General features: G+C 60.0%; 13 protein-coding genes. 6 read left to right on the plus strand and 7 right to left on the minus strand.

Features of this window, described 5'->3' with window-relative positions; all coding sequences use genetic code 11:
* Positions 1-133: 133 nt before the first annotated feature.
* Together ACR8BN_RS10990 and ACR8BN_RS10995 are read left to right on the plus strand one after the other, a co-directional pair.
* Positions 134-946, plus strand: a complete 813-nt coding sequence (locus tag ACR8BN_RS10990) for a DeoR/GlpR family DNA-binding transcription regulator (protein WP_010245789.1) — start codon at positions 134-136, stop codon at positions 944-946.
* A 109-nt stretch (positions 947-1,055) separates the two neighbouring features.
* Entirely contained in the window at positions 1,056-1,409 is a 354-nt protein-coding gene (locus ACR8BN_RS10995) for a DUF6404 family protein (RefSeq protein ID WP_227024285.1), read from the plus strand.
* Positions 1,410-1,955: 546 nt separating this feature from the next.
* On the opposite strand, the gene cobA is transcribed toward ACR8BN_RS10995, so the two are convergent.
* The 7 genes from cobA to ACR8BN_RS11030 all read right to left on the minus strand — a co-directional run bounded on the left by cobA (position 1,956) and on the right by ACR8BN_RS11030 (position 13,871).
* On the minus strand, positions 1,956-2,771 hold the full coding sequence (cobA, locus tag ACR8BN_RS11000; RefSeq protein ID WP_115387617.1) for a uroporphyrinogen-III C-methyltransferase: 816 nt from the start codon (positions 2,769-2,771) through the stop codon (positions 1,956-1,958).
* Complete coding sequence (locus tag ACR8BN_RS11005; RefSeq protein WP_434746916.1) at positions 2,771-5,389, minus strand: nitrate reductase; 2,619 nt, start codon at positions 5,387-5,389, stop codon at positions 2,771-2,773. Before ACR8BN_RS11005 ends, cobA begins: the two co-directional genes overlap by 1 nt.
* Positions 5,386-9,450: a nitrite reductase large subunit NirB gene (gene nirB, locus ACR8BN_RS11010; RefSeq protein ID WP_434746917.1), complete on the minus strand. Its 4,065-nt coding sequence runs from the start codon at positions 9,448-9,450 to the stop codon at positions 5,386-5,388. The genes ACR8BN_RS11005 and nirB overlap by 4 nt, the downstream gene beginning before the upstream one ends.
* A gap of 10 nt (positions 9,451-9,460) precedes the next feature.
* Positions 9,461-10,249 carry an ABC transporter ATP-binding protein gene (locus ACR8BN_RS11015; RefSeq protein WP_163657407.1) on the minus strand — a complete coding sequence of 263 codons (789 nt, stop codon included), beginning with the start codon at positions 10,247-10,249 and terminating at the stop codon, positions 9,461-9,463.
* A 10-nt stretch (positions 10,250-10,259) separates the two neighbouring features.
* On the minus strand, positions 10,260-11,132 hold the full coding sequence (ntrB, locus tag ACR8BN_RS11020; RefSeq protein ID WP_010245811.1) for a nitrate ABC transporter permease: 873 nt from the start codon (positions 11,130-11,132) through the stop codon (positions 10,260-10,262).
* A gap of 11 nt (positions 11,133-11,143) precedes the next feature.
* A complete protein-coding gene (locus ACR8BN_RS11025; RefSeq protein WP_083068218.1) occupies positions 11,144-12,394 on the minus strand; it encodes a CmpA/NrtA family ABC transporter substrate-binding protein in 1,251 nt (416 codons plus the stop codon).
* Between the two features lie 262 nt (positions 12,395-12,656).
* On the minus strand, positions 12,657-13,871 hold the full coding sequence (locus ACR8BN_RS11030) for a nitrate regulatory protein (RefSeq protein WP_039391751.1): 1,215 nt from the start codon (positions 13,869-13,871) through the stop codon (positions 12,657-12,659).
* A gap of 488 nt (positions 13,872-14,359) precedes the next feature.
* On the opposite strand from ACR8BN_RS11030, the gene ACR8BN_RS11035 reads away from it, so the two are divergent.
* From ACR8BN_RS11035 to tagF, 4 genes are all read left to right on the plus strand, one after another.
* On the plus strand, positions 14,360-14,851 hold the full coding sequence (locus tag ACR8BN_RS11035) for a hypothetical protein (protein ID WP_010245819.1): 492 nt from the start codon (positions 14,360-14,362) through the stop codon (positions 14,849-14,851).
* An 85-nt stretch (positions 14,852-14,936) separates the two neighbouring features.
* A complete protein-coding gene (icmH, locus tag ACR8BN_RS11040; protein ID WP_010669997.1) occupies positions 14,937-16,154 on the plus strand; it encodes a type IVB secretion system protein IcmH/DotU in 1,218 nt (405 codons plus the stop codon).
* Positions 16,154-18,268, plus strand: coding sequence for a type VI secretion system membrane subunit TssM (gene tssM / locus ACR8BN_RS11045; RefSeq protein WP_115765327.1), 2,115 nt, complete (start codon positions 16,154-16,156; stop codon positions 18,266-18,268). Before icmH ends, tssM begins: the two co-directional genes overlap by 1 nt.
* A gap of 13 nt (positions 18,269-18,281) precedes the next feature.
* Positions 18,282-18,980, plus strand: coding sequence for a type VI secretion system-associated protein TagF (tagF, locus tag ACR8BN_RS11050; protein ID WP_010245828.1), 699 nt, complete (start codon positions 18,282-18,284; stop codon positions 18,978-18,980).
* The last annotated feature ends 25 nt before the right edge of the window (positions 18,981-19,005 follow it).

The raw sequence follows: 19,005 nt of genomic DNA on the forward strand, positions 1-19,005 counted from the left end.
ACATTTTACATTTTCATTCGAAAGCCAAGGCCGGATCAGGCTATCTCGCATTCATAAAAATGGCGCGTTAAACTCAGCCACAAAGACCTTGTTCGCCCGACTTCTCAGGTTATTGGAAAAGGGAGCATTTCGATTGAAAAGCAAAAGTGAGCAGTTCGCTGACATGCAGCAACGCCGCGAGAAAATTCTGGAGATGATCCGTGAGGATGGCACAGTCACGGTGAAAGCTTTGACGGAGACCTTTGGACTGACCGAAGCCACCTTACGCAGCGACCTGCGCATGCTGCAAAAACAGGGCTTTGTTCAGCGCTATCATGGTGGCGCGACGCTGATGACGGGCAAACAGAATACCGGGGCGATGCTGCTGGAGCGGCAGACGCATCTGGAAGAGAAAGAGGCGATTGGCCGGCTGGCGGCGCAGCATATCGAAAATGGCGACACGGTGATTTTCGATTCCGGCACCACGACCACCGCGATCACCGATGCCATCAGCCACATCCGCCGCCTGTCGGTCGTGACAACCGCGGTGAATATCGCCCTGAAACTGGGCGGCGAGCCGGGGATCAACATCCTGCTGACCGGCGGCACCTTTAAATTTCCGACGCTCTCTACCTCCGGCGAAAAGGCGGCCAGCTTCTTCGAAAACGTGCTGGCCGGTAAACTCTTCCTGGCGACCGCCTGCATCTCGCCGCGTCTGGGCCTGAGCTTCCCCAGTGAAACCGACATCAAGGTGAAACTGGCAATGATCAAATCCGCCAGCACGGTTTATGTGGTCGCTGACTCCAGCAAAATAGACAAGGTTTCGATGTTCGCGCTGCCCTGTGACTGGAGCAATATCCACTACCTGATCACCGACAGCGGCATCAGCACTGCGCAGGTCAAAGCGTTTGAAGCACTAGGCGTGAAAGTGCTGGTGGCCCCGCTGCCGCTGAAGCGGGCGATGTAATGCCTGTCGAAACAATATCGATTCAGCCACTCGCTGTCATCAGACAGCCACAGGATTAAGTTACGCTCCAGAGCGAATGCTAAGCAGGGATGTAACGGATGATAAAACGATGAAAAACGAGATTTTCGAGCGCAGGAAAGCGCGGGCTTTAGCCCTGATGGCAGCGAAGAAAATGTGGCCGAGTAACTCTGCTCCGCCATTACATCGTTTGTTATGGAAAATGAATATCCATCTTCCACCCCCGGGTTTTACTCCGTTCTGGCTCAATCTTGTAGTGTTTGGCAGCATGTACACGCTGATGATGCCACTGCTGCTCTTATTGCCTTCTCTTCCGGGCGTGTCTGACGACAATTATTCGCTGATACCCAATCTGATCGCAGGTCTGTTCTTCGGTACGACAATGGCACTGTTTCACGCATATCGAAAAAAAGTTCACAACCTGCCTGCGTGGGAGGAGCTTTAAAGCCAGCTAAAGCTCCGTCGTCTTTTATACAGTTCACCTGCACGACGCACCGTCTTGCCAACCCCAGCCTGCCTTCCCACACTTCACTGCTCTTTTCGCCCTGCTCGGGCACTTCCACTCTCATCAACCGCACTCAATCCAGACCTGATCCCGCAAAACCCCGCACCAATGCCAACAGTGCAGGTAAGGCCTGCCTGAAAAGCAAAGTGTGCGAGCCAGGGATGGCGAGCCCAGTCCGCAGGGATGCGGGATCCCTTTGCGATCAGGCAGGCCTTTCCTGCACGACTCACCGGCTCTTCAAACCATTCCTGCCTTCTCACCCTAACAAACCTGCACCTAATACCGACCCGCTCCCGTAAAACCCCGCACCAATGCCAACAGTGCAGGTAAGGCCTGCCTGAAGAGCAAAGTGTGCGAGCCATGGATGGCGAGCCCAGTCCGCAGGGATGCGGGATCCCTTTGCGATCAGGCAGGCCTTTCCTGCACGCCGCACCGTCTTGCCACACCGTTCCTGCCTGCCAGCAAAAGCCCGCACCTGCAGCCCCGTCACCCCACCGCCTGCACCTGCATCCCCACCTGCAAATCCGCCCGATAAAACCGCACCACTTCACCCACCATCAGCAACGACGGAGACACCGGCTTATCCCGCGCCACCGTCTCCGCTAATCCCCCCAGCGTGGTAATCAACACCCGCTGATCGGGCCGGGTCCCATTCTCAATAATCGCCACCGGCGTCTCCGCATCACGTCCCTGCGCCTGCAACTGCGCACTGATCGACGCACTCCAGCTCAACCCCATATAAAACACCAGCGTCTGATTCACCGCCGTCAGCGCAGCCGCCTCCAGCTGCGGCTCGCCGTTCCGCCCATGCCCGGTAATCAACCGCAAAGACTGCGCGCAATCCCGATGCGTCAACGGAATCCCGCTGGCTGCCGCACAGCCCACAGCCGCCGTAATCCCTGGTACGACCTCACAGCGAATCCCGGCCTGCTGAACGCTCACCATCTCCTCGCCTCCGCGACCAAAAACAAACGGATCGCCCCCCTTCAGCCGGATCACATTGCGTCCACTGCGCGCCAGTTCCACCAGCAACTGATTAATCTGCGCCTGCTTCAGACCATGCTGCCCCGGCTGCTTACCCACATCGATACACAACGCCTGCTCCGGCACCTCCGCCATCACCGCGTCACTCACCAAACGGTCATATACCACCACCTCAGCACGCTGCAGCAACCGCAACGCCTTAACGGTCAGCAGTTCCACATCGCCAGGGCCCGCACCCACCAGCCACACCGCGCCCTGTTGCGACACGGCATCCACCGGGGCCAGTAACTTATCCAGAGAATCAATTGCTCGTGTCATTATTCCTCCGACATCACTTCGGACAGCAACAACTGCTTCAGCTCCGGAATACAGGAGCCGCACTGCGTGCCGCACTTTAGCTTTTCGCCCAACGCCTGAGTTGTACGACACCCCTGCGCCACCGCCTGTAAAATCGTCTGCTCACCCACCGCCATACAACTGCAGATAATCCGTCCCGTGGCCGCGCCCTGCGCGGGCTGTCCTGCCAGTACACTGTGCCGCCCTGCCGCATCCTGCGGCGCATGACTAAAGGCCTCGGCGACCCACGCACTATCAATCGACGGCAACACAGAGCCAGCATAAAACGCCAGCTGCAACTCGCCATCACGCCATGCCAGCAACCGGTAATCATTGCCGCTGCCGGTCGCAATCTGCCTGTGACAGCCTGAAAGAACAACCTGATTGTCCAGCCAGACCTGCGGCGAACCCTCGCCCGCTACCGCATAACGCTGCACCGCCGGATAGGGGGTACGCGCCCAGTAACGCAACCCTGTGGGCTGCGCTATCTCGCGCTGCCACAGCCAGCCCTGCCAGCTCACCCTCAACGGCAGAATCCGCACCGACGTCTGCTTCAGCGCGGGCTGCCCCGAAAACGGACAGGCACGGGCGGCCACCAGCAAATCGACGTGACTCTGCTGACTGAACTGCCGGTTCCAGTGCATCGGCACAAACAGCTCGCCCCGACGCATCCCGGCATCGACACGCACCCGCACGCTAATCCAGCCCTGAACAGACTGCACCCGCGCCAGTCCACCGGCCGTCACGCCATACGTTGCCGCATCAGCCGGATGCAGCGCGACAAACGGTTCATCGCAATGCTGCATCAGACGCGGCACCAGCCCGGTACGCGTCATGGTGTGCCACTGATCGCGCACCCGTCCGGTATTCATCAGCAACGGATACGACGGTTCGCGCGGGGCGACTACGGGCGTGGCCGGCACCCGCAACCGGGCCTTACCATCCGGATGAAAAAACCGACGATTGCCAAACAGCCGGGCGCTGCCCTGCGGACAGGCAGCGTTAACCGGCCACTGCACCGGACGCAGCGCATCCCAGTCAGCGTTACTCAATTGCGCCAGGCCGCTGATATCAAACGCCCGATCGCCCCGGTTCTCAAAACCTGACAACGCCGCATGCTCACGGAAAATCTCTGCCGGATGCTGCCAGTTAAAGCCTTTATCAAACCCTAAACGCTGGGCCACCTGCGACAGCAACCACCAGTCAGGCCGGGCGTCACCGGGTGCGGCGGCAAAAGCGCGCTGACGTGAAATACGCCGCTCGGAATTGGTCACCGTGCCGTTTTTCTCGCCCCATCCCTGGGCGGGCAACAGAATATCGGCAAAGGCGCTGGTATCGGTCTGCGCCATCACATCTGACACAATCACCAGCGGACAGGCCGCCAGCGCCTGCGCGACGCGGTTGCCCTCCGGCATCGACACCGCCGGATTGGTGCCCATAATCCACACTGCTTTCACCGTGCCATCCGCCAGTGCCCGGAAAAGATCCAGCGCAGTCAGCCCCGGTTCCCGGGCAATGGCCGGACTGCGCCAGAAACGCTGCACCCGTTCGCAATCCGCTTCAGTAAAATTCATGTGCGCCGCCAGCTGATTCGCCAGGCCACCCACCTCCCGTCCGCCCATGGCATTTGGCTGTCCGGTCAGCGAAAAAGGACCACAGCCCGCGCGGCCTATTTTGCCCGTCAGCAGATGCAGATTAAGAATCGCCTGGTTATTGTCGCTGCCGGTGGCGGACTGATTAATCCCCATGCACCATAGCGTCAGCACCCGATCGTGCTGGCTGAAAAGCTGGAAAAAGTGCGCGACCTGCTGCACGGTTAAGTCACATGCCTCTGCCACTCGCGCCACATCCCACTGCGCTGCGGCGGTCAGCGTCTCGTCCACGCCATTCAGGTGCGGCAACATGCTGGTATCAATGCCATCCTGCTGCGCCAGCCAGTGCAGCAGACCGGAAAACAACGCCGTATCGCTGCCGGGCCGCAACGGCAGGTGGAGATCGGCCTGATCGCAACTCGCCGTGCGCCGCGGATCGATAACGACAATACGCATCGCCGGACGTTGCAGCTTCGCCTGCATCAGCCGCTGCCACACCACCGGATGCGCCCAGGCAGCATTAGACCCCACCAGCAGCACCTGGTCGGCCTGCTCCAGATCCTCATAGCAGCAGGGCACCGCGTCGGCCCCCAGCGCCCGCTTATAACCAACCACCGCCGACGCCATGCAGAGCCGCGAATTAGTATCGATATTGGCTGCACCGATGTAGCCCTTCATCAGCTTATTGGCGACGTAGTAATCCTCGGTCAACAGCTGGCCGGAGCCGTAAAACGCCACCGCCTGCGGGCCATACTGATCAATCACCGCGCGTAATCCTGCCGCCGCCGCATCCAGCGCAGCGTCCAGGCTGACACGCTGCCCGTTAATCTCGGCGTTCAGCAAACGTCCTTGCGGCGTCAGGGTCTCGCCCAGCGCTGCGCCTTTGACGCACAACCGACCTGCATTCGCGGGATGGTGCGGATCGCCAATTACGGTTGCCTGATGAGGTCCCTGCGGCGTGACGCAGACACCACAGCCGACGCCGCAATAGGGACAGGTGCTGTTCATGATGCCTGCGCCAGCTGATCCAGCGGGCGATTTGCCAGCCAGATCTGACCCGCTTCCAGCTTCACCGGCCAGCAGCGCAGTTGATGCTGCGGGTTATCCAGGCTCTGTCCGTCACGCAACCGTATCCGCTGCTTGTAGAGCGGAGAGATCACTACAGGCTCGCCGCCCACATCGCCCAGAATCCCGCGCGACAGCACGCTGGCGTCGCTGCCGGGTTCGCGATCTTCCAGCGCAAAAAGCGCATCGCCAAAGCGGAACAGCGCAACACGTTCGCTACCCAGTCGCGCCCCGATCCCCGCCTGCTGCGGAATCGCCTCCAGCGGGCAGACAACACTCCACGGCTCGGCGGGCATCTGCAGCAGCGGATGATCGGCAACGGCCTCCGGCTGACGCTGACCGCGCACCCGGCTGTAGTGCAGCGTCTCATCCGGGCGATCGCTGTTGACCGTAGGGGTAAACAGCGCAAGTCGCGACGGGTCCGCCAGCGTGGTCTGCCACTCGCACTGATACGCGTCCACTACCCGCTGCATCTCCTGCTCCAGCGTCTCGCCCAGTCCAAGGCTATCCTCAATCACCACCTGACGCAGATAGTCCAGGCCGCCTTCCAGATTGTCCATCCAGACGCTGGTGCGCTGCAGCCGGTCTGCGGTGCGGATATAGAACATCAGCAGGCGGTCGACATAACGCAGCAGCGTGGCATCATCAAGATCGCTGGCGAACAGGTCGGCGTGGCGCGGCTTCATGCCGCCATTGCCACACACATAGAGATTCCAGCCCTTTTCCGTGGCGATCACCCCGATATCTTTGCTCTGCGCTTCCGCACACTCGCGGGTACAGCCCGATACCGCCATCTTGATCTTGTGTGGGGCGCGCAGCCCCTTGTAGCGGTTCTCCAGCGCAATGGCGAAAGCGGTTGAATCCTGCACGCCGTAGCGGCACCAGGTCGACCCCACACAGGACTTCACAGTACGCAGCGACTTGCCGTAGGCGTGACCGGTTTCAAAACCCGCCGCCAGCAGCGTCTGCCAGATATCGGGCAGTTGATCGAGCCGCGCGCCAAACAGGTCGATACGCTGACCACCGGTGATTTTGGTGTAGAGATCGTAACGCGCCGCCACCTCGCCAATCGCGATCAGCCCCTGCGGCGTGATTTCGCCCGCCGGGACGCGCGGCACCACCGAATAGGTGCCATCTTTCTGGATATTGGCAAAATAGCGATCGTTGGTGTCCTGCAACGGCAGATGCGCCGGTTTTAGCAGATAGTCGTTCCAGCATGAGGCGAGCAGTGACGCCACCAGCGGTTTGCACACTTCACAACCCTGCCCCCGCCCATGCGACGCCAGCAGCGCATCAAAGGTTTTGAACTCACCGGCCCGCACCAGGTGATACAGCTCCTGGCGCGAATAGCTGAAATGTTCGCAAATATCTTTTTTGACCTCGACACCGAGGTTTTCCAGCTGAAACTCCATCACCTGCTTCACCAGCGCCGCGCAGCCGCCGCAGCCCGTGGCCGCTTTGGTGCAGCTCTTAATGCTGCTCATCTCACCGCATCCGCCTTTCACCGCCGCGCAGATATCGCCCTTGCTGACGTTGTGACAGGAGCAGACCTGGGCGCTGTCAGGCAACGCCGCAACGCCTGGCGCTTTCGGCGCACCGGCCAGTGCAGGCAGGATCAGGCTTTCTGGCGCGGTGGGCAGCGGTAACTCATTGAGCACCATCTGCAGCAGCGTGGCGTAGTCGCTGCTGTCACCGACCAGCACACCGCCCAGCAGCCGGGTGCTGTCGGCAGAAACCACGATTTTCTTGTAGATGCCTTTTGGCCCGTCGGTCCAGTGATAGTGCTGACTGCCCGGCGTGCGGCCATGCGCATCACCAAACGACGCCACCTCCACCCCCAGCAGCTTCAGTCTGGTACTCATGTCCGCGCCGCTGAAAGCGGTGGATTCAGCCGCCAGATGCCCGGCCAGCACGCGTGCCATCTGATAGCCTGGCGCGACCAGACCAAAGATCTGACCGTTCCACAGTGCGCATTCACCAATGGCAAACACCTCTTCATCGCTGGTCTGGCAGCGATCGTTGATCTCAATACCGCCGCGCGGTCCCAGCGTCAGGCCCGCTTCACGTGCCAGCTCATCGCGCGGCCGGATACCAGCGGAGAACAGCACCAGATCGCCGGGTAAACTGCTGCCGTCAGCAAAGCGCAGCACCACGCTACCGTCGGTCTGACGCTCAATCAGTTCGGTCTGTTTTGAGGTGTGAACCGTGACGCCCAGCGCATCGATCTTCTGGCGCAGCATCAGCGCCCCGCCCTCATCGAGCTGCACTGCCATCAGGCGTGGCGCAAACTCCACCACGTGGGTTTCCAGCCCGAGCTGCTGCAGCGCATTCGCCGCCTCCAGACCCAGCAGGCCGCCGCCAATCACGATGCCGCGCTGGCTATTGCGGGCGCATGCGGCTATGGCATCAAGGTCGTCCAGCGTGCGGTAGACAAAGCAGCGTTCGCCATCGTGGCCCGGCACCGGCGGTACAAAAGCACGCGAGCCGGTAGCCAGCACCAGCTTATCCCACGCCAGCTCATTGCCCGCGCTGTCACGCAGACTGCGCTGCTGACGATCGATCGCTACGACTGCGCAGCCGCTGCGCAGTTCGATGCCGTGCAGGGTAAAAAAGTCCGCGCTGACCAGCGACAGATCGTCGGCCGTTTTGCCGTTGAAATAGTCCGACAGATGCACCCGATCGTAAGCCTGCTGACGCTCCTCGCCGTAAACCACGATGTGGTAGTGCTGATGCAGTTCGCGGGCAACCAGCTGTTCAAGAAAGTGGTGACTGACCATGCCGTGACCCACCACGGCTAATACCGGTTTACTCATCTCAGGACTCTCTGCAGCCTGCGGCTGCGGTTCAGGTTGACGGGAATCGAACAGGGCTTCGAGCGTGACAGCTTCGGTGCGCAGCAGACGCGCCAGCAGCGCGGGACCCTGCCGGGTGTCGCCAGAGAGCAATACGCCACAGAGGTGACCCTGACGAAGAAACAGACGGCGATAGTCGCCGGAGATCGGATCAAAACTGCTGATAGAGGGTGCCTCACTGACGTCCCCGGCGCTGAACAGCGAAATACCACTGACTTTGAGCCGCGTCGCCTGCGGCTGGCTGACAAAATCCGCCAGTGGCGACCCCGCCAGCTGCGCGGCCAGAATCTGCGCCTGCATCAGGCAGGGTGCGACCAGGCCAAAGGTTTCGCCGGCAATTTCGCAGCACTCGCCTACGGCGTACACCGACGGGAGCGCTGTGCGTAACTGCCCATCGACCAGAATGCCGCGCTGACACGGCAGCCCCGCCGCCTGCGCCAGCGTTATCTCCGGCTGAACGCCGATGGCAATCACCACCTGCGTGGCGGCGCAGTGACGACCGCTGGTCAGCGTCACACCCGCCTCGTCAATCGCCGTGAGTCCGCTGTTCAGCACGCAGCGGATACCGCGCTGCTGGAGTGACGTCAGCAACAACTCTCCCGCCTTTGCATCCAGCTGGCGATCCAGCAGCCAGGGTTTGTGATGAACCAGCGTAACCTCACGTCCACGGGCACAGAGTGCCGCCGCCGCTTCAATGCCGAGAAAACCGCCGCCCAACACCACTACCGGTCCCTGGCCCGTCAGGAGTTGCCGGACGTCGGCGATACTGCGAAAACCCAGTACGCAATCCGCGTTGATGCCGGGAATGGCGGGCAAACGGGGCTGTGAACCGGTGGCAAACACCAGTCGATCCCAGCGCAGCTGGCGATAATCGGTCTGCACTGTACGTGCCGCCAGATCGACCTGCAGCACGGTTTCGCCGGTCAGCAGCGTGACGCCGTGCCGCTCATACCAGTCGCGATCGTGGATCAGCGTTTCACTGAACGGCGTTTCACCAGCCAGCACCGGCGACAGCAGCACACGGTTGTAATTGCCGTGCGGCTCGCGGCCAATGACCGTGATGGCGTAGCGCTGCGGCGCACGTTGCAGCAGGCTCTCCACCATCTGCATTCCCGCCATGCCATTACCTATCACCAGCAACCGTTGCTTCATGGTCTGTTCCTTACGCCGCAGTGGTCTGTTTTTCATAGAGGAAATGCAGCACTTTCTGTCGCAACTGGTGGTAGCGCGGCTCATCCGCCAGCGCCACCCGTGAACGCGGACGTGGCAGATCGACAGTGAGGATCTCGCCAACCTGCGCCGCCGGGCCGTTAGTCATCATCAGCACCCGATCTGACAGCAGCACGGCTTCATCCACGTCATGGGTAATCAGCACGATGGTGGTGTTCAGCTCCTGCTGAATGCGCATCACGCTGTCCTGCAGATGGGCGCGGGTTAAGGCGTCCAGCGCGCCAAACGGCTCATCCAGCAGCAGCACGCGTGGCTTCATCGCCAGCGCCCGCGCAATCCCGACGCGTTGCTTCATGCCGCCGGAGATTTCGCCGGGCCGCTTGTTCATGGCATGGCTCATCTGCACCCGGTTAAGGTTGTGCTCGATCCAGTCACGCATCTCCGCTTTGCTGAAGCGTCCTTTAAACACCTGTTGCACCGCCAGTTCGACGTTCTGAAATGCCGTCAGCCACGGCAGCAGCGAATGGTTCTGAAACACCACCGCGCGCTCCGGGCCGGGGCCGGTGATTTCGCGGTTATCACACAGCAGCACGCCGCTGCTGGGCCGGGTTAAACCGGCAATCAGGTTCAGCAGCGTCGATTTACCGCAGCCGGAGTGGCCGATCAGGCTCAGGGTTTCCCCTTCGTGAATATCAAAACTGACGTTGTCCAGCGCCAGAAACTCGCCGCTGGCGGTGGCAAAACGCTGGCTGACCTGCTGGACGCGAATGATCTGTTGCATCGTGCTCTCCTTATTTATCCCAGCTAAAACGACGGACCAGCAGCATCAGGCCCTGTTCCAGCAGCAGCCCGATTACGCCGATGACCAGAATGGCGACCAGAATGTTTTCCACGTTGAGGTTGTTCCACTCATTCCAGATCCAGAAGCCGATGCCCAGTCCGCCGGTCAGCATTTCGGCGGCGACGATCACCAGCCAGGCGATGCCGATAGAGAGACGGACCCCGGTCAGCACCGCGGGCAGCACGGCGGGCAGCAGGATCCGGCGCATTACCGTCCACTCAGAGAGCTGTAACACCCGCGCCACGTTGAGGTAATCCTGCGGGATACGCTGAACCCCTTCAGCGGTGTTGATGATCATTGGCCAGATCGAACAGATAAAAATGGTCCAGCTGGCGGCAGGCTCGGCGCGCTGAAACAGCAGCAGGCCAATCGGCAGCCAGGCCAGCGGACTCACCGGCCGCAGCAGGGCGATGACGGGATTGAACATCTGCGCCATAAAGCTAAAGCGACCGATTAAAAAGCCCGCCGGAATGCCGACCAGCGCGGCCAGGCCGAATCCAATGCCGACGCGTTGCAGCGACGCCAGCACGTTCCAGCCGATGCCCTGATCGTTGGGGCCGTTGCTGTAGAACGGGTCAGCGAACAGGACCTGAGCAGCCTGCCAGGTGGCGTAAGGCGAAGGGAAACCCGGTTGCGACAGCGCCGCGATCTGCCACACCAGCAGCATTAATAACAGGCCACCAGTGGCGGGAATGGCGCGCTGCAACAGCGGACGCAGACGCGCCGGACGGGCTGCGGCTTTCGGGGTGACCTGTAACGGAATAACGGTGGCACTGTTGTGACTCTGCACCGGCTGCGCCAGGGCGCGCGCGTCAGTTTTCATAGCAACCTCTCTTAACGTTTGATAGCGAAACTGGCGGCGTAGGCGGCAGGATCGCTGCCATCCCAGACCTTGCCGTCGATGAAGGTACTGCTGCGCATTTCACTGGCGGGCAGTGCAACCTGCCCGACTGCGCTGGCGGCCTGTTTGTAGATGTCGATGCGGTTGATCTGGCGCGCCACCGCGAGGTAGTCGGGATCGCTGGCCAGCAGGCCCCAGCGTTTCATCTGGGTCAGGAACCACATGCCGTCTGAGAGCCAGGGAAAACTGACGTTGCCGTTGTCAAAGAAGCGCATCGGGTGAGCGTCCTGCCACGACTGCCCCAGGCCGTTCTGATACTGACCGAGCATCCGCCCCTGTAACGTCTCCACTTTGGTATTGATCCAGGGGCGACCGGCTAACACCTGCGCGGTTTCGCGGCGGTTGTCGTCCGAGGCATCAATCCAGCGCGCGGCCTCCAGCACAGCGGCGGTGAGTGCACGGGCCGTGTTAGGGTTCTCTTTCACCCACTCTGCGCGGGTGCCGAGCACTTTTTCCGGATGCTCCGGCCAGATCTGCTGACTGGTAGCGGCGGTAAAACCGATGTTGTCGCTGATGGCGCGCTGGTTCCACGGCTCACCAACGCAGAAGCCGCTCATGTTGCCAATTTTCATGTTCATCACCATCTGCGGCGGCGGCACGACCACGGTGCGCACGTCATCAAACGGGTGGATCCCCGCATTGGCCAGCCAGTAGTAGAGCCACATGGCGTGGGTGCTGGTCGGAAAGGTATGGGCGAAGGTAAAGCTGCCTTTAGCGCTGCCATCAATGGCCTTTTTCAGGCTGACCGCATCGGTGACCCCACTGGCTTTCAGCTGGTTCGACAGGGTAATCGCCTGGCCGTTATGGTTGAGCGTCATCAGGTTCGCCATGTCGTGCTGCGGACCCGCTACGCCCAGTTGCAGGGCGTAGATCATGCCGTAGAGCACATGCGCCGCATCCAGCTCACCGGAGGTCAGTTTGTCGCGCACCGCCGCCCAGCTCGCCTCTTTGCTGACCTGCAATGTGAGACCATACTTTTTGTCGAAGCCTTTCACAGAGGCCATCACCACCGGCGCGCAGTCAGTGAGCGGGATAAAGCCGACCCGCACCTGCGCTTTTTCTGGCGCATCTGATCCCGCTGCCCAGACCGCATTTCGTAATCCCGGAACGATCCAGGCCGCACCCAGCGCGGCGCCGGAGATCAGCGCCTGACGTCGTGTCAGTGAAAATGGCGTTTTGCTCATCATGTTGCCCCTGAACAGAAATAAAAAAAGGCGTCCTCCGACAAGCCGAAGCCTGCGGATGGACGCCTTTATCCAAAGCACTGACCCCACCGCCATTGGCGGGAGCAATGCGTACTCTCTGTAGGGATTAAGCAAAGGGTGTGCCAGATCCCCGAAACCGCCATAATGCCGACCTGCGGTGACGTACTGTTGAAAAATTAACCGTTTTTGCACATTTCTGACGCAGATCACGCACAACGGTTGTGCAGCTACCTCGTCCGGGTTAGTTACTCAGGGTCTTCGCTACCGCCAGTACCGCCTGCGCGATCTCCAGTACCCGCTTATTCTGATTCATCGCACTTTTGCGTAATGCCTGCCACGCGGCCTCTTCCGTGAAACCCTGCTGCTGCATCAGCCAGTGTTTGGCCTGATCGATCACCCGCCGCTCGTCCAGTGAGGCGCGCATCGCCGCCAGTTCATCTGCCTGCTGCTGCAAACGCTGCGACTGTTCGCCAATCAGCGATAGCACCGAGCGCCCCAGCTGCGGGGCCAGACCGTCGCTGTCGAGCGCCGCCGCGCCAGGCAGCCAGTCCGCCCCGGAGACGTAAAGCGAAAAATTGCTGTCGCCCTGCACCACTTTTCCTGCCGCCTGCTGTTGTGCCTGATCAATGGCAGCCCGGCAGCGCTGCATCAATGTCGCCGTCAGGGCATCCTCCAGCATTTTCATCTGATCCAGCCGCTCAGAGAGCAGGGAAAACCAGTGCAGCGCGCCGGTCTCATCACAACGGCCGCCGGTGCAGGCGATGCGACGAAGGCGTTCGATGTCGCGGCTGGCCTGAGCCAGCGGCTGCCAGGATTCACACGCGGCGCTGTCGGCAAACTCCCGAAAGGTGATAAAGCTCTGCTCCTGTGCCGCAATCAGGGCGACCATCTGGCTGCGCTGGTCGGGGGTGAACTGACGCGCCGCAAAGCCGGCTGAGCCGATGGCCCGCTCCTGCCCGGCCAGTTCTTTGCCCTGCATAAAACTGAACAGGGCGATCAGTGCACGGGAGATGCCGGGATAGCTGGCTGTGTCGGCTGCCTCAAACACCAGATTGAGTAAAGTACGGATGACCTGGTTAAAGGCGGCCATCGCCGCGGCCTGATCAAGCTCACGCTGGCTGATTTGCTGGCGCAGCGCAGGCAGTCCGGCCAGCGCCTGCAGGGCAGCGGCAATCAGGTTACAGAAGCGGCTGTAGCCGGGCTGCGCTATGGCGGGCGGTAGCGCCTGATAAAAATGCTCCAGGCCGGCGCTGACCTCCTGCTGGCGGGCATGACGCTCGGCGCTGAACAGCGCTCCGCCAGAGCAGATCCAGAGGTTGTTTGCGCCGCGTTCCCGCTGCAACCGATGGACCAGTTCACTGACGGCAGCCATCAGCTCACCGGTTTCCAGAAGACGTTGCAGGCTGGCGATATCGCTCGCGCGTGATGCCTGCAGCCAGGTCAGGGCGTCCCTCATTGCTCACCTCAGTGCGGTTAAAACCTTTCAGAAGCAAAAGGCGTGCCGCTTTCCGGAAAAAAGAGGGTCTGAGCAGGGGCGTAAAATCTGATTTTGATAAGTTTCTTAACGCAAATTGATAATTTTTTTCGGCAATAATTTATTAGTAAATCTTAATAGTTTCCAATCGGATTCATTGCATGTCAGAATGCGCGGCACTGTTCTCAACCAGTTTGTCTCTGCGATAATTCAGTTCGATTTAACTATCATCTTAGCTGGCGCTTTTCTTATACCGAAACCCGCCCGTAAAGCGCCTGCTATCACGCATCGGCAGCGGGTGCAATGGTTTGAATTCTCAAAAGTCTTAGGTAAACTGAATGCGTTACTATCCCGATGTAATCTGACCCTTTTTTTAAAAACAGAATTTCGGCACGATGCGGCGCGATAAAGATCGCCTCCTGGCATCGGGCCTGGCAATATGCAGATACTTTGATGAGATCACGAGGAACATGGTGAAAAAGAGTCTTGCGTTAACGCTGCTGGCGGTTCTTACCCTGGCAGGCTGTAAGGCCCCGCCGCCGCCCGTCACTGACGATACGCTGGTCACCAGTGAAATTAACGGCGTCAAACTGGTCCATCGACACGCTGTCGCGGCACCGACTGAATTTGAGCCGGTCAATCAGACCTGGCGGGCGCTTTATGGCGCATCCGTCATGACCTCGCCTGATTACGGCGGCAAAGTGGTTCGCTATCTCGAAACGGGTAAGCCGTTCGAAGTATTAGGTAATGTGGAACATAGCTGGCTGGCGATTGCTGACCAGGCTGACGGCCCGTTGATCGGTTATGTGCCGTTAAAAGCGGGTGTAGAAAGCAGCCGTTACGATGCCACCGTGCAGAGCGATCGTCCCCGTCCCCGCAAAACGAAACAGGTCTGTGTGGCCGTCGGTGGCGCCAGCAAAGCCTGCCGGACTAACGATACCGCGACCTGGATCTTAGACTGAATATGAAATCCGGCGCATATTGCCCGCAGAACCGTCCCGGGCTGCGGGTACAGGGATTTGCCATTGGCTGGAAGATCACGAATTAATGACTGTGGAATCCCCTGCGCGTGAGGCGACCCCCTCAGGCAATGAGAATCTCTTACTTCAGGCTGCGGCGCCACTGCTGAACGCGGTGGTGCAAATTCGTCAGGCAGCCACCCACGATGACCCTGCGGGCCTGCGCCAGTCTCTGATCGATGAAATACGCCAGTTTGAACAACGCTGTAAACAGGCAGGGCTGCCGTTTGAGATGATTATCGGCGCGCGTTACTGCATCTGCAGCGCGCTCGATGAAGCGGCTGCGCAAACTCCATGGGGCACGCGCGGCGTCTGGTCTGGCAACGGCATGCTGGTGACCTTCCATAATGAAAGCTGGGGCGGCGAAAAATTCTTTCAACTGCTGTCGCGCATTTCACAGAGCCCGCAACAACACCTCTGGCTGCTGGAAGTGGTGCAATACTGTCTGCTGCTGGGCTATGAAGGCCGCTATCGCGGCAGTGAAAATGGTCGCGCCCAGTGCGATGGTATCCGTAAACGCCTGAAAACCCTGATTGACGAAACGCGTGCCCAGCGCCAGACAGCGCAACCGCCACTGGTTGAAGTGCATCCGCTGGTGAGTACCCTCGCCCGCCCGATGGTGCCGCTCTGGGCCTGTGCCATGCTGGTCGCACTGATCGGCTGCCTGATCTATAGCGGCCTGAACTGGCGTCTCGGCAATGCCGCCGAACCGCTGCTGCGTACTATCTATCAGACGCCGCTGCCGCAGATTACCGCGGGCCGTCGTCCCTCTTCCCCGCAGGCGCTGCTCGATCTGCGTCAGCGCCTGAATGATGTGATTGCAGCCGGGCAGCTTGAGGTGAGCGATGGTGCCTTTGGCAGCAAAGTGATCATCCCCGCGGACAAACTGTTCGCCGAACAGGGCACGGTGATCAATCCGGTGGGGCGCGCCCTGCTGGCCCGCGTCTCAACCGCAATGAAAGATGTCAAAGGGACCATTCTGGTGTCGGTGTTTACCGATGATCATCCGGTGGATAACAGCCGCTTTGCCTCCAGCTATGAGTTCTCATTTGCCCGCGCCCGCGCCATCACCCAGTTGTTACAACTGCAACTGGCTGATGGTCATACGGTTCGCTCCGAAGGCCGCGGTGACAGCGACCCCTTGCTGCCCAACGACAGCAGCGAAAACCGGACCCGCAACCGCCGTGTTGAAATCACCCTGTTTGCCGCGCCTGAAACGCTCAGTAATCATCAAGGAGCACAATAATGCGCGCCTCCCTTCGCCTGCTGCTAACGCATCGCCTGCTGTGGAGCTTTATTGGCGTCACGGCGCTGAGCTGCCTGGTCTGGATGCTGGGACCGTTCTGGTCATGGGGCGAATCGCGCCCCCTGGAACCCGTACTGCCTCGCCAGCTTACCGTGAGCGCTCTCTATTTTCTCTGGATCCTGTTCCAGCTGATCCCGTCGCTCTATCGTGCCTGGTTCAACAGCCGCTTACTGACCCAGCTTCAGCTGTCGGGCAACGACGACCCGGCGGAACGTCAGATGACCGAAGAGCGGCTCAACCAGCGCTTCAGCGAAGCTGCGATGCAGCTGAAACGCACCCAGTTTGGCCGTCGTCACAGCGGGAACCTGCTCTCACGCTTTAACGCTAATTATCTCTATCAGCTGCCCTGGTACCTGGTCATGGGTGCCCCCGGCGCTGGTAAAACCACCGCGCTGTTTAATGCCGGCCTCGATTTCCCGCTGACCGATACGCTGGGCAAAAATGCGGTCCGCGGCGTCGGAGGCACCCGCAACTGTGACTGGTGGTTTACTGACAGCGCGGTGCTGATTGATACCGCCGGTCGTTATGCGTTGCAGGAGAGCCAGCGCGTGCGAGATGCCGCGGAATGGCACAGTTTTATTAACCTGCTGAAACGCTATCGCACCCGCCAGCCGATTAACGGTGTGATCATGACCATCAGCGTCGCCGATCTGCTGAGTGATTCAGCCGAGGCGCGTTTCGCCCAGGCCAGCGCGCTGCGTGAGCGCATGGCAGAACTGCATCAGCAGACCGGTATTCACTTCCCGGTTTATGTGATGGTCACCAAAACCGATCTCCTGAAAGGCTTTATGAGCTACTTCGGCTCGATTGATAAAGCGCGGCGTGACGCTATCTGGGGCTTCACGTTCAACTGGGAGCTGGGCAAGCCGCACAAAGATGACTGGCATCGCCATTTTGGCCAGCAGTTTCAGCGGCTGGAACAGCAACTCCAGCAGCAACTGGCGGAGCAGATGACCCATGAGCGCGACCTGAACGAGCGCGCTGAGTGCTTCCTCTTTCCGCAGGAGTTCGCCTCGCTGCGTCCACTGCTGAACGAATATCTGGATATCGTTTTTTCTGACCATCAGGATGCGGTCGCCTGGAGCCCGCGCGGCCTCTTCTTCACCAGCGGAACGCAGGAAGGACTGCCGTTTGATCGGGTGATGGGTGAACTGAGCCGCAAACTGCAGTTGCGTCAGGCGGGCGATCACTCGATTGCGGCCTGGGACAGCGTTAATCGCAACAGTCCAATTCCCGGCAACAAAGGCCAGAGCTTTTTTATTCGTGACCTGCTCAGCGATCTGATATTCAAAGAGAGCGGCCTGGCCGGCAGTAATCGCCGCTGGGAGTACCGTAATCAGCTGTTCCACTGGATTGGCTACGGCGTGCTGGCAGGCGCCCTGCTGATCGCCTCCAGCCTGTGGGGCATCAGTTACTATCAGAATCAACACTATCTGCAGCAGGTTGCCGCACGAGTACCGCTTATCCGTGAGCAAAGTCAGCAGGTGATTCATCAGCCTGCTGATAATATTTTTGATCTGCTACCCTTTCTGAATAACCTGGTGAAGTTGCCGCTCTCGGCGCGCTTTTCCCTCGATAATCCGCCGCTTACTATGCGGGCGGGCTTATACCGGGGTAATCAGATCAGCGATGCCGCCTGGGTGCTTTATCAAAATGCGCTTAAGTCTTTGTTGCTGCCGCGTGTGGCGCAGCAGATCACGAATATCCTGCGCAACGACCCGGGTGATGATAACGCCTACAGCCGCAATGCGCTGCGCGCCTATCAGATGCTCTATCAACCGCGTAATTATGATGGCGAGTTTTTACGGGCCTGGCTGCTGCAAAATTTACAGCGCTCCCTGCCCGATACGGTAAGCGCCCGCGACCTGCAGCAGCTTGACTGGCACCTGAGCCAGTTGCTGGATCAGCAGATTCAGTCGTCGCCTTATGCACGTGATAATGCATTGATGATGCGCAAGCTTGCAGAGAATCTGAAAATTGCGGATCAGGCGGGCGGCATGCTGGCGGTAGCGCCGCGGCACCCGGCCCCGCAATCAAACTCGCATAGCGAGTAATGGTGAGGTGAACATGGCTGCTTACACGGCCCCCGGCTGGTATGGCAAGCTGCCGTCGACCGGTGACTTTCTGCACCATCGACTGAGCGAGCAACAGATTAGCCCGTGGAATCACTGGTTCCAGCAGGGATTAATGCACTGGCATCAGCAGGCGTATTCCTACAGCGCGGACTTTCTCCACGCGCCAGTGTGGAACTTTGTGCTGCCGGTTACCGCGACCCGACCGCAGATACAGATGGGCTGTCTGCTGCCCTCCTGTGACCGCGTCGGACGCGCCTGGCCGCTGCTGGCCCTGCACAGCTTCACGCTGGCTCAGTGGCATCCTGCTCAGCTGACCATTTCCGGCGACTGGTTTCAGGATCTGGGCGCGACACTGTTACGGGCGGTTCAGACACCGCTGAACGGCGAGCAGTTAGAGCAGCAGATACAGGCTTTGCCACCGCTGCTGGTCCCAGCCAGGAAGCCCTCTGAAATCATGGATGTGATCGGTTTTCAGGATCTGCCCTGCACGCTGAGCTGGCGTGAAGTGGCTGAACGTTTCGACCCTCAGCAGCATATGAGCTACTGGTGGAGTAACCGCAGTGATGGTTTTGCCCACGCGACCCACAAGCACAGCGGCAACCTCACCGCGCAACTGTTTTCGTTACTGTTTAACCCGGCGGCAGGTTCACAGCCGGGACGTAATGGCCTCTATCCTCCCATGTTCGAGTGAGGCCGGAAGCGTTTGCCGTTCAATC

It is taken from the genome of Pantoea sp. Lu_F5_004 (genome assembly GCF_051136245.1).
Lineage (GTDB): Bacteria > Pseudomonadota > Gammaproteobacteria > Enterobacterales > Enterobacteriaceae > Pantoea > Pantoea agglomerans.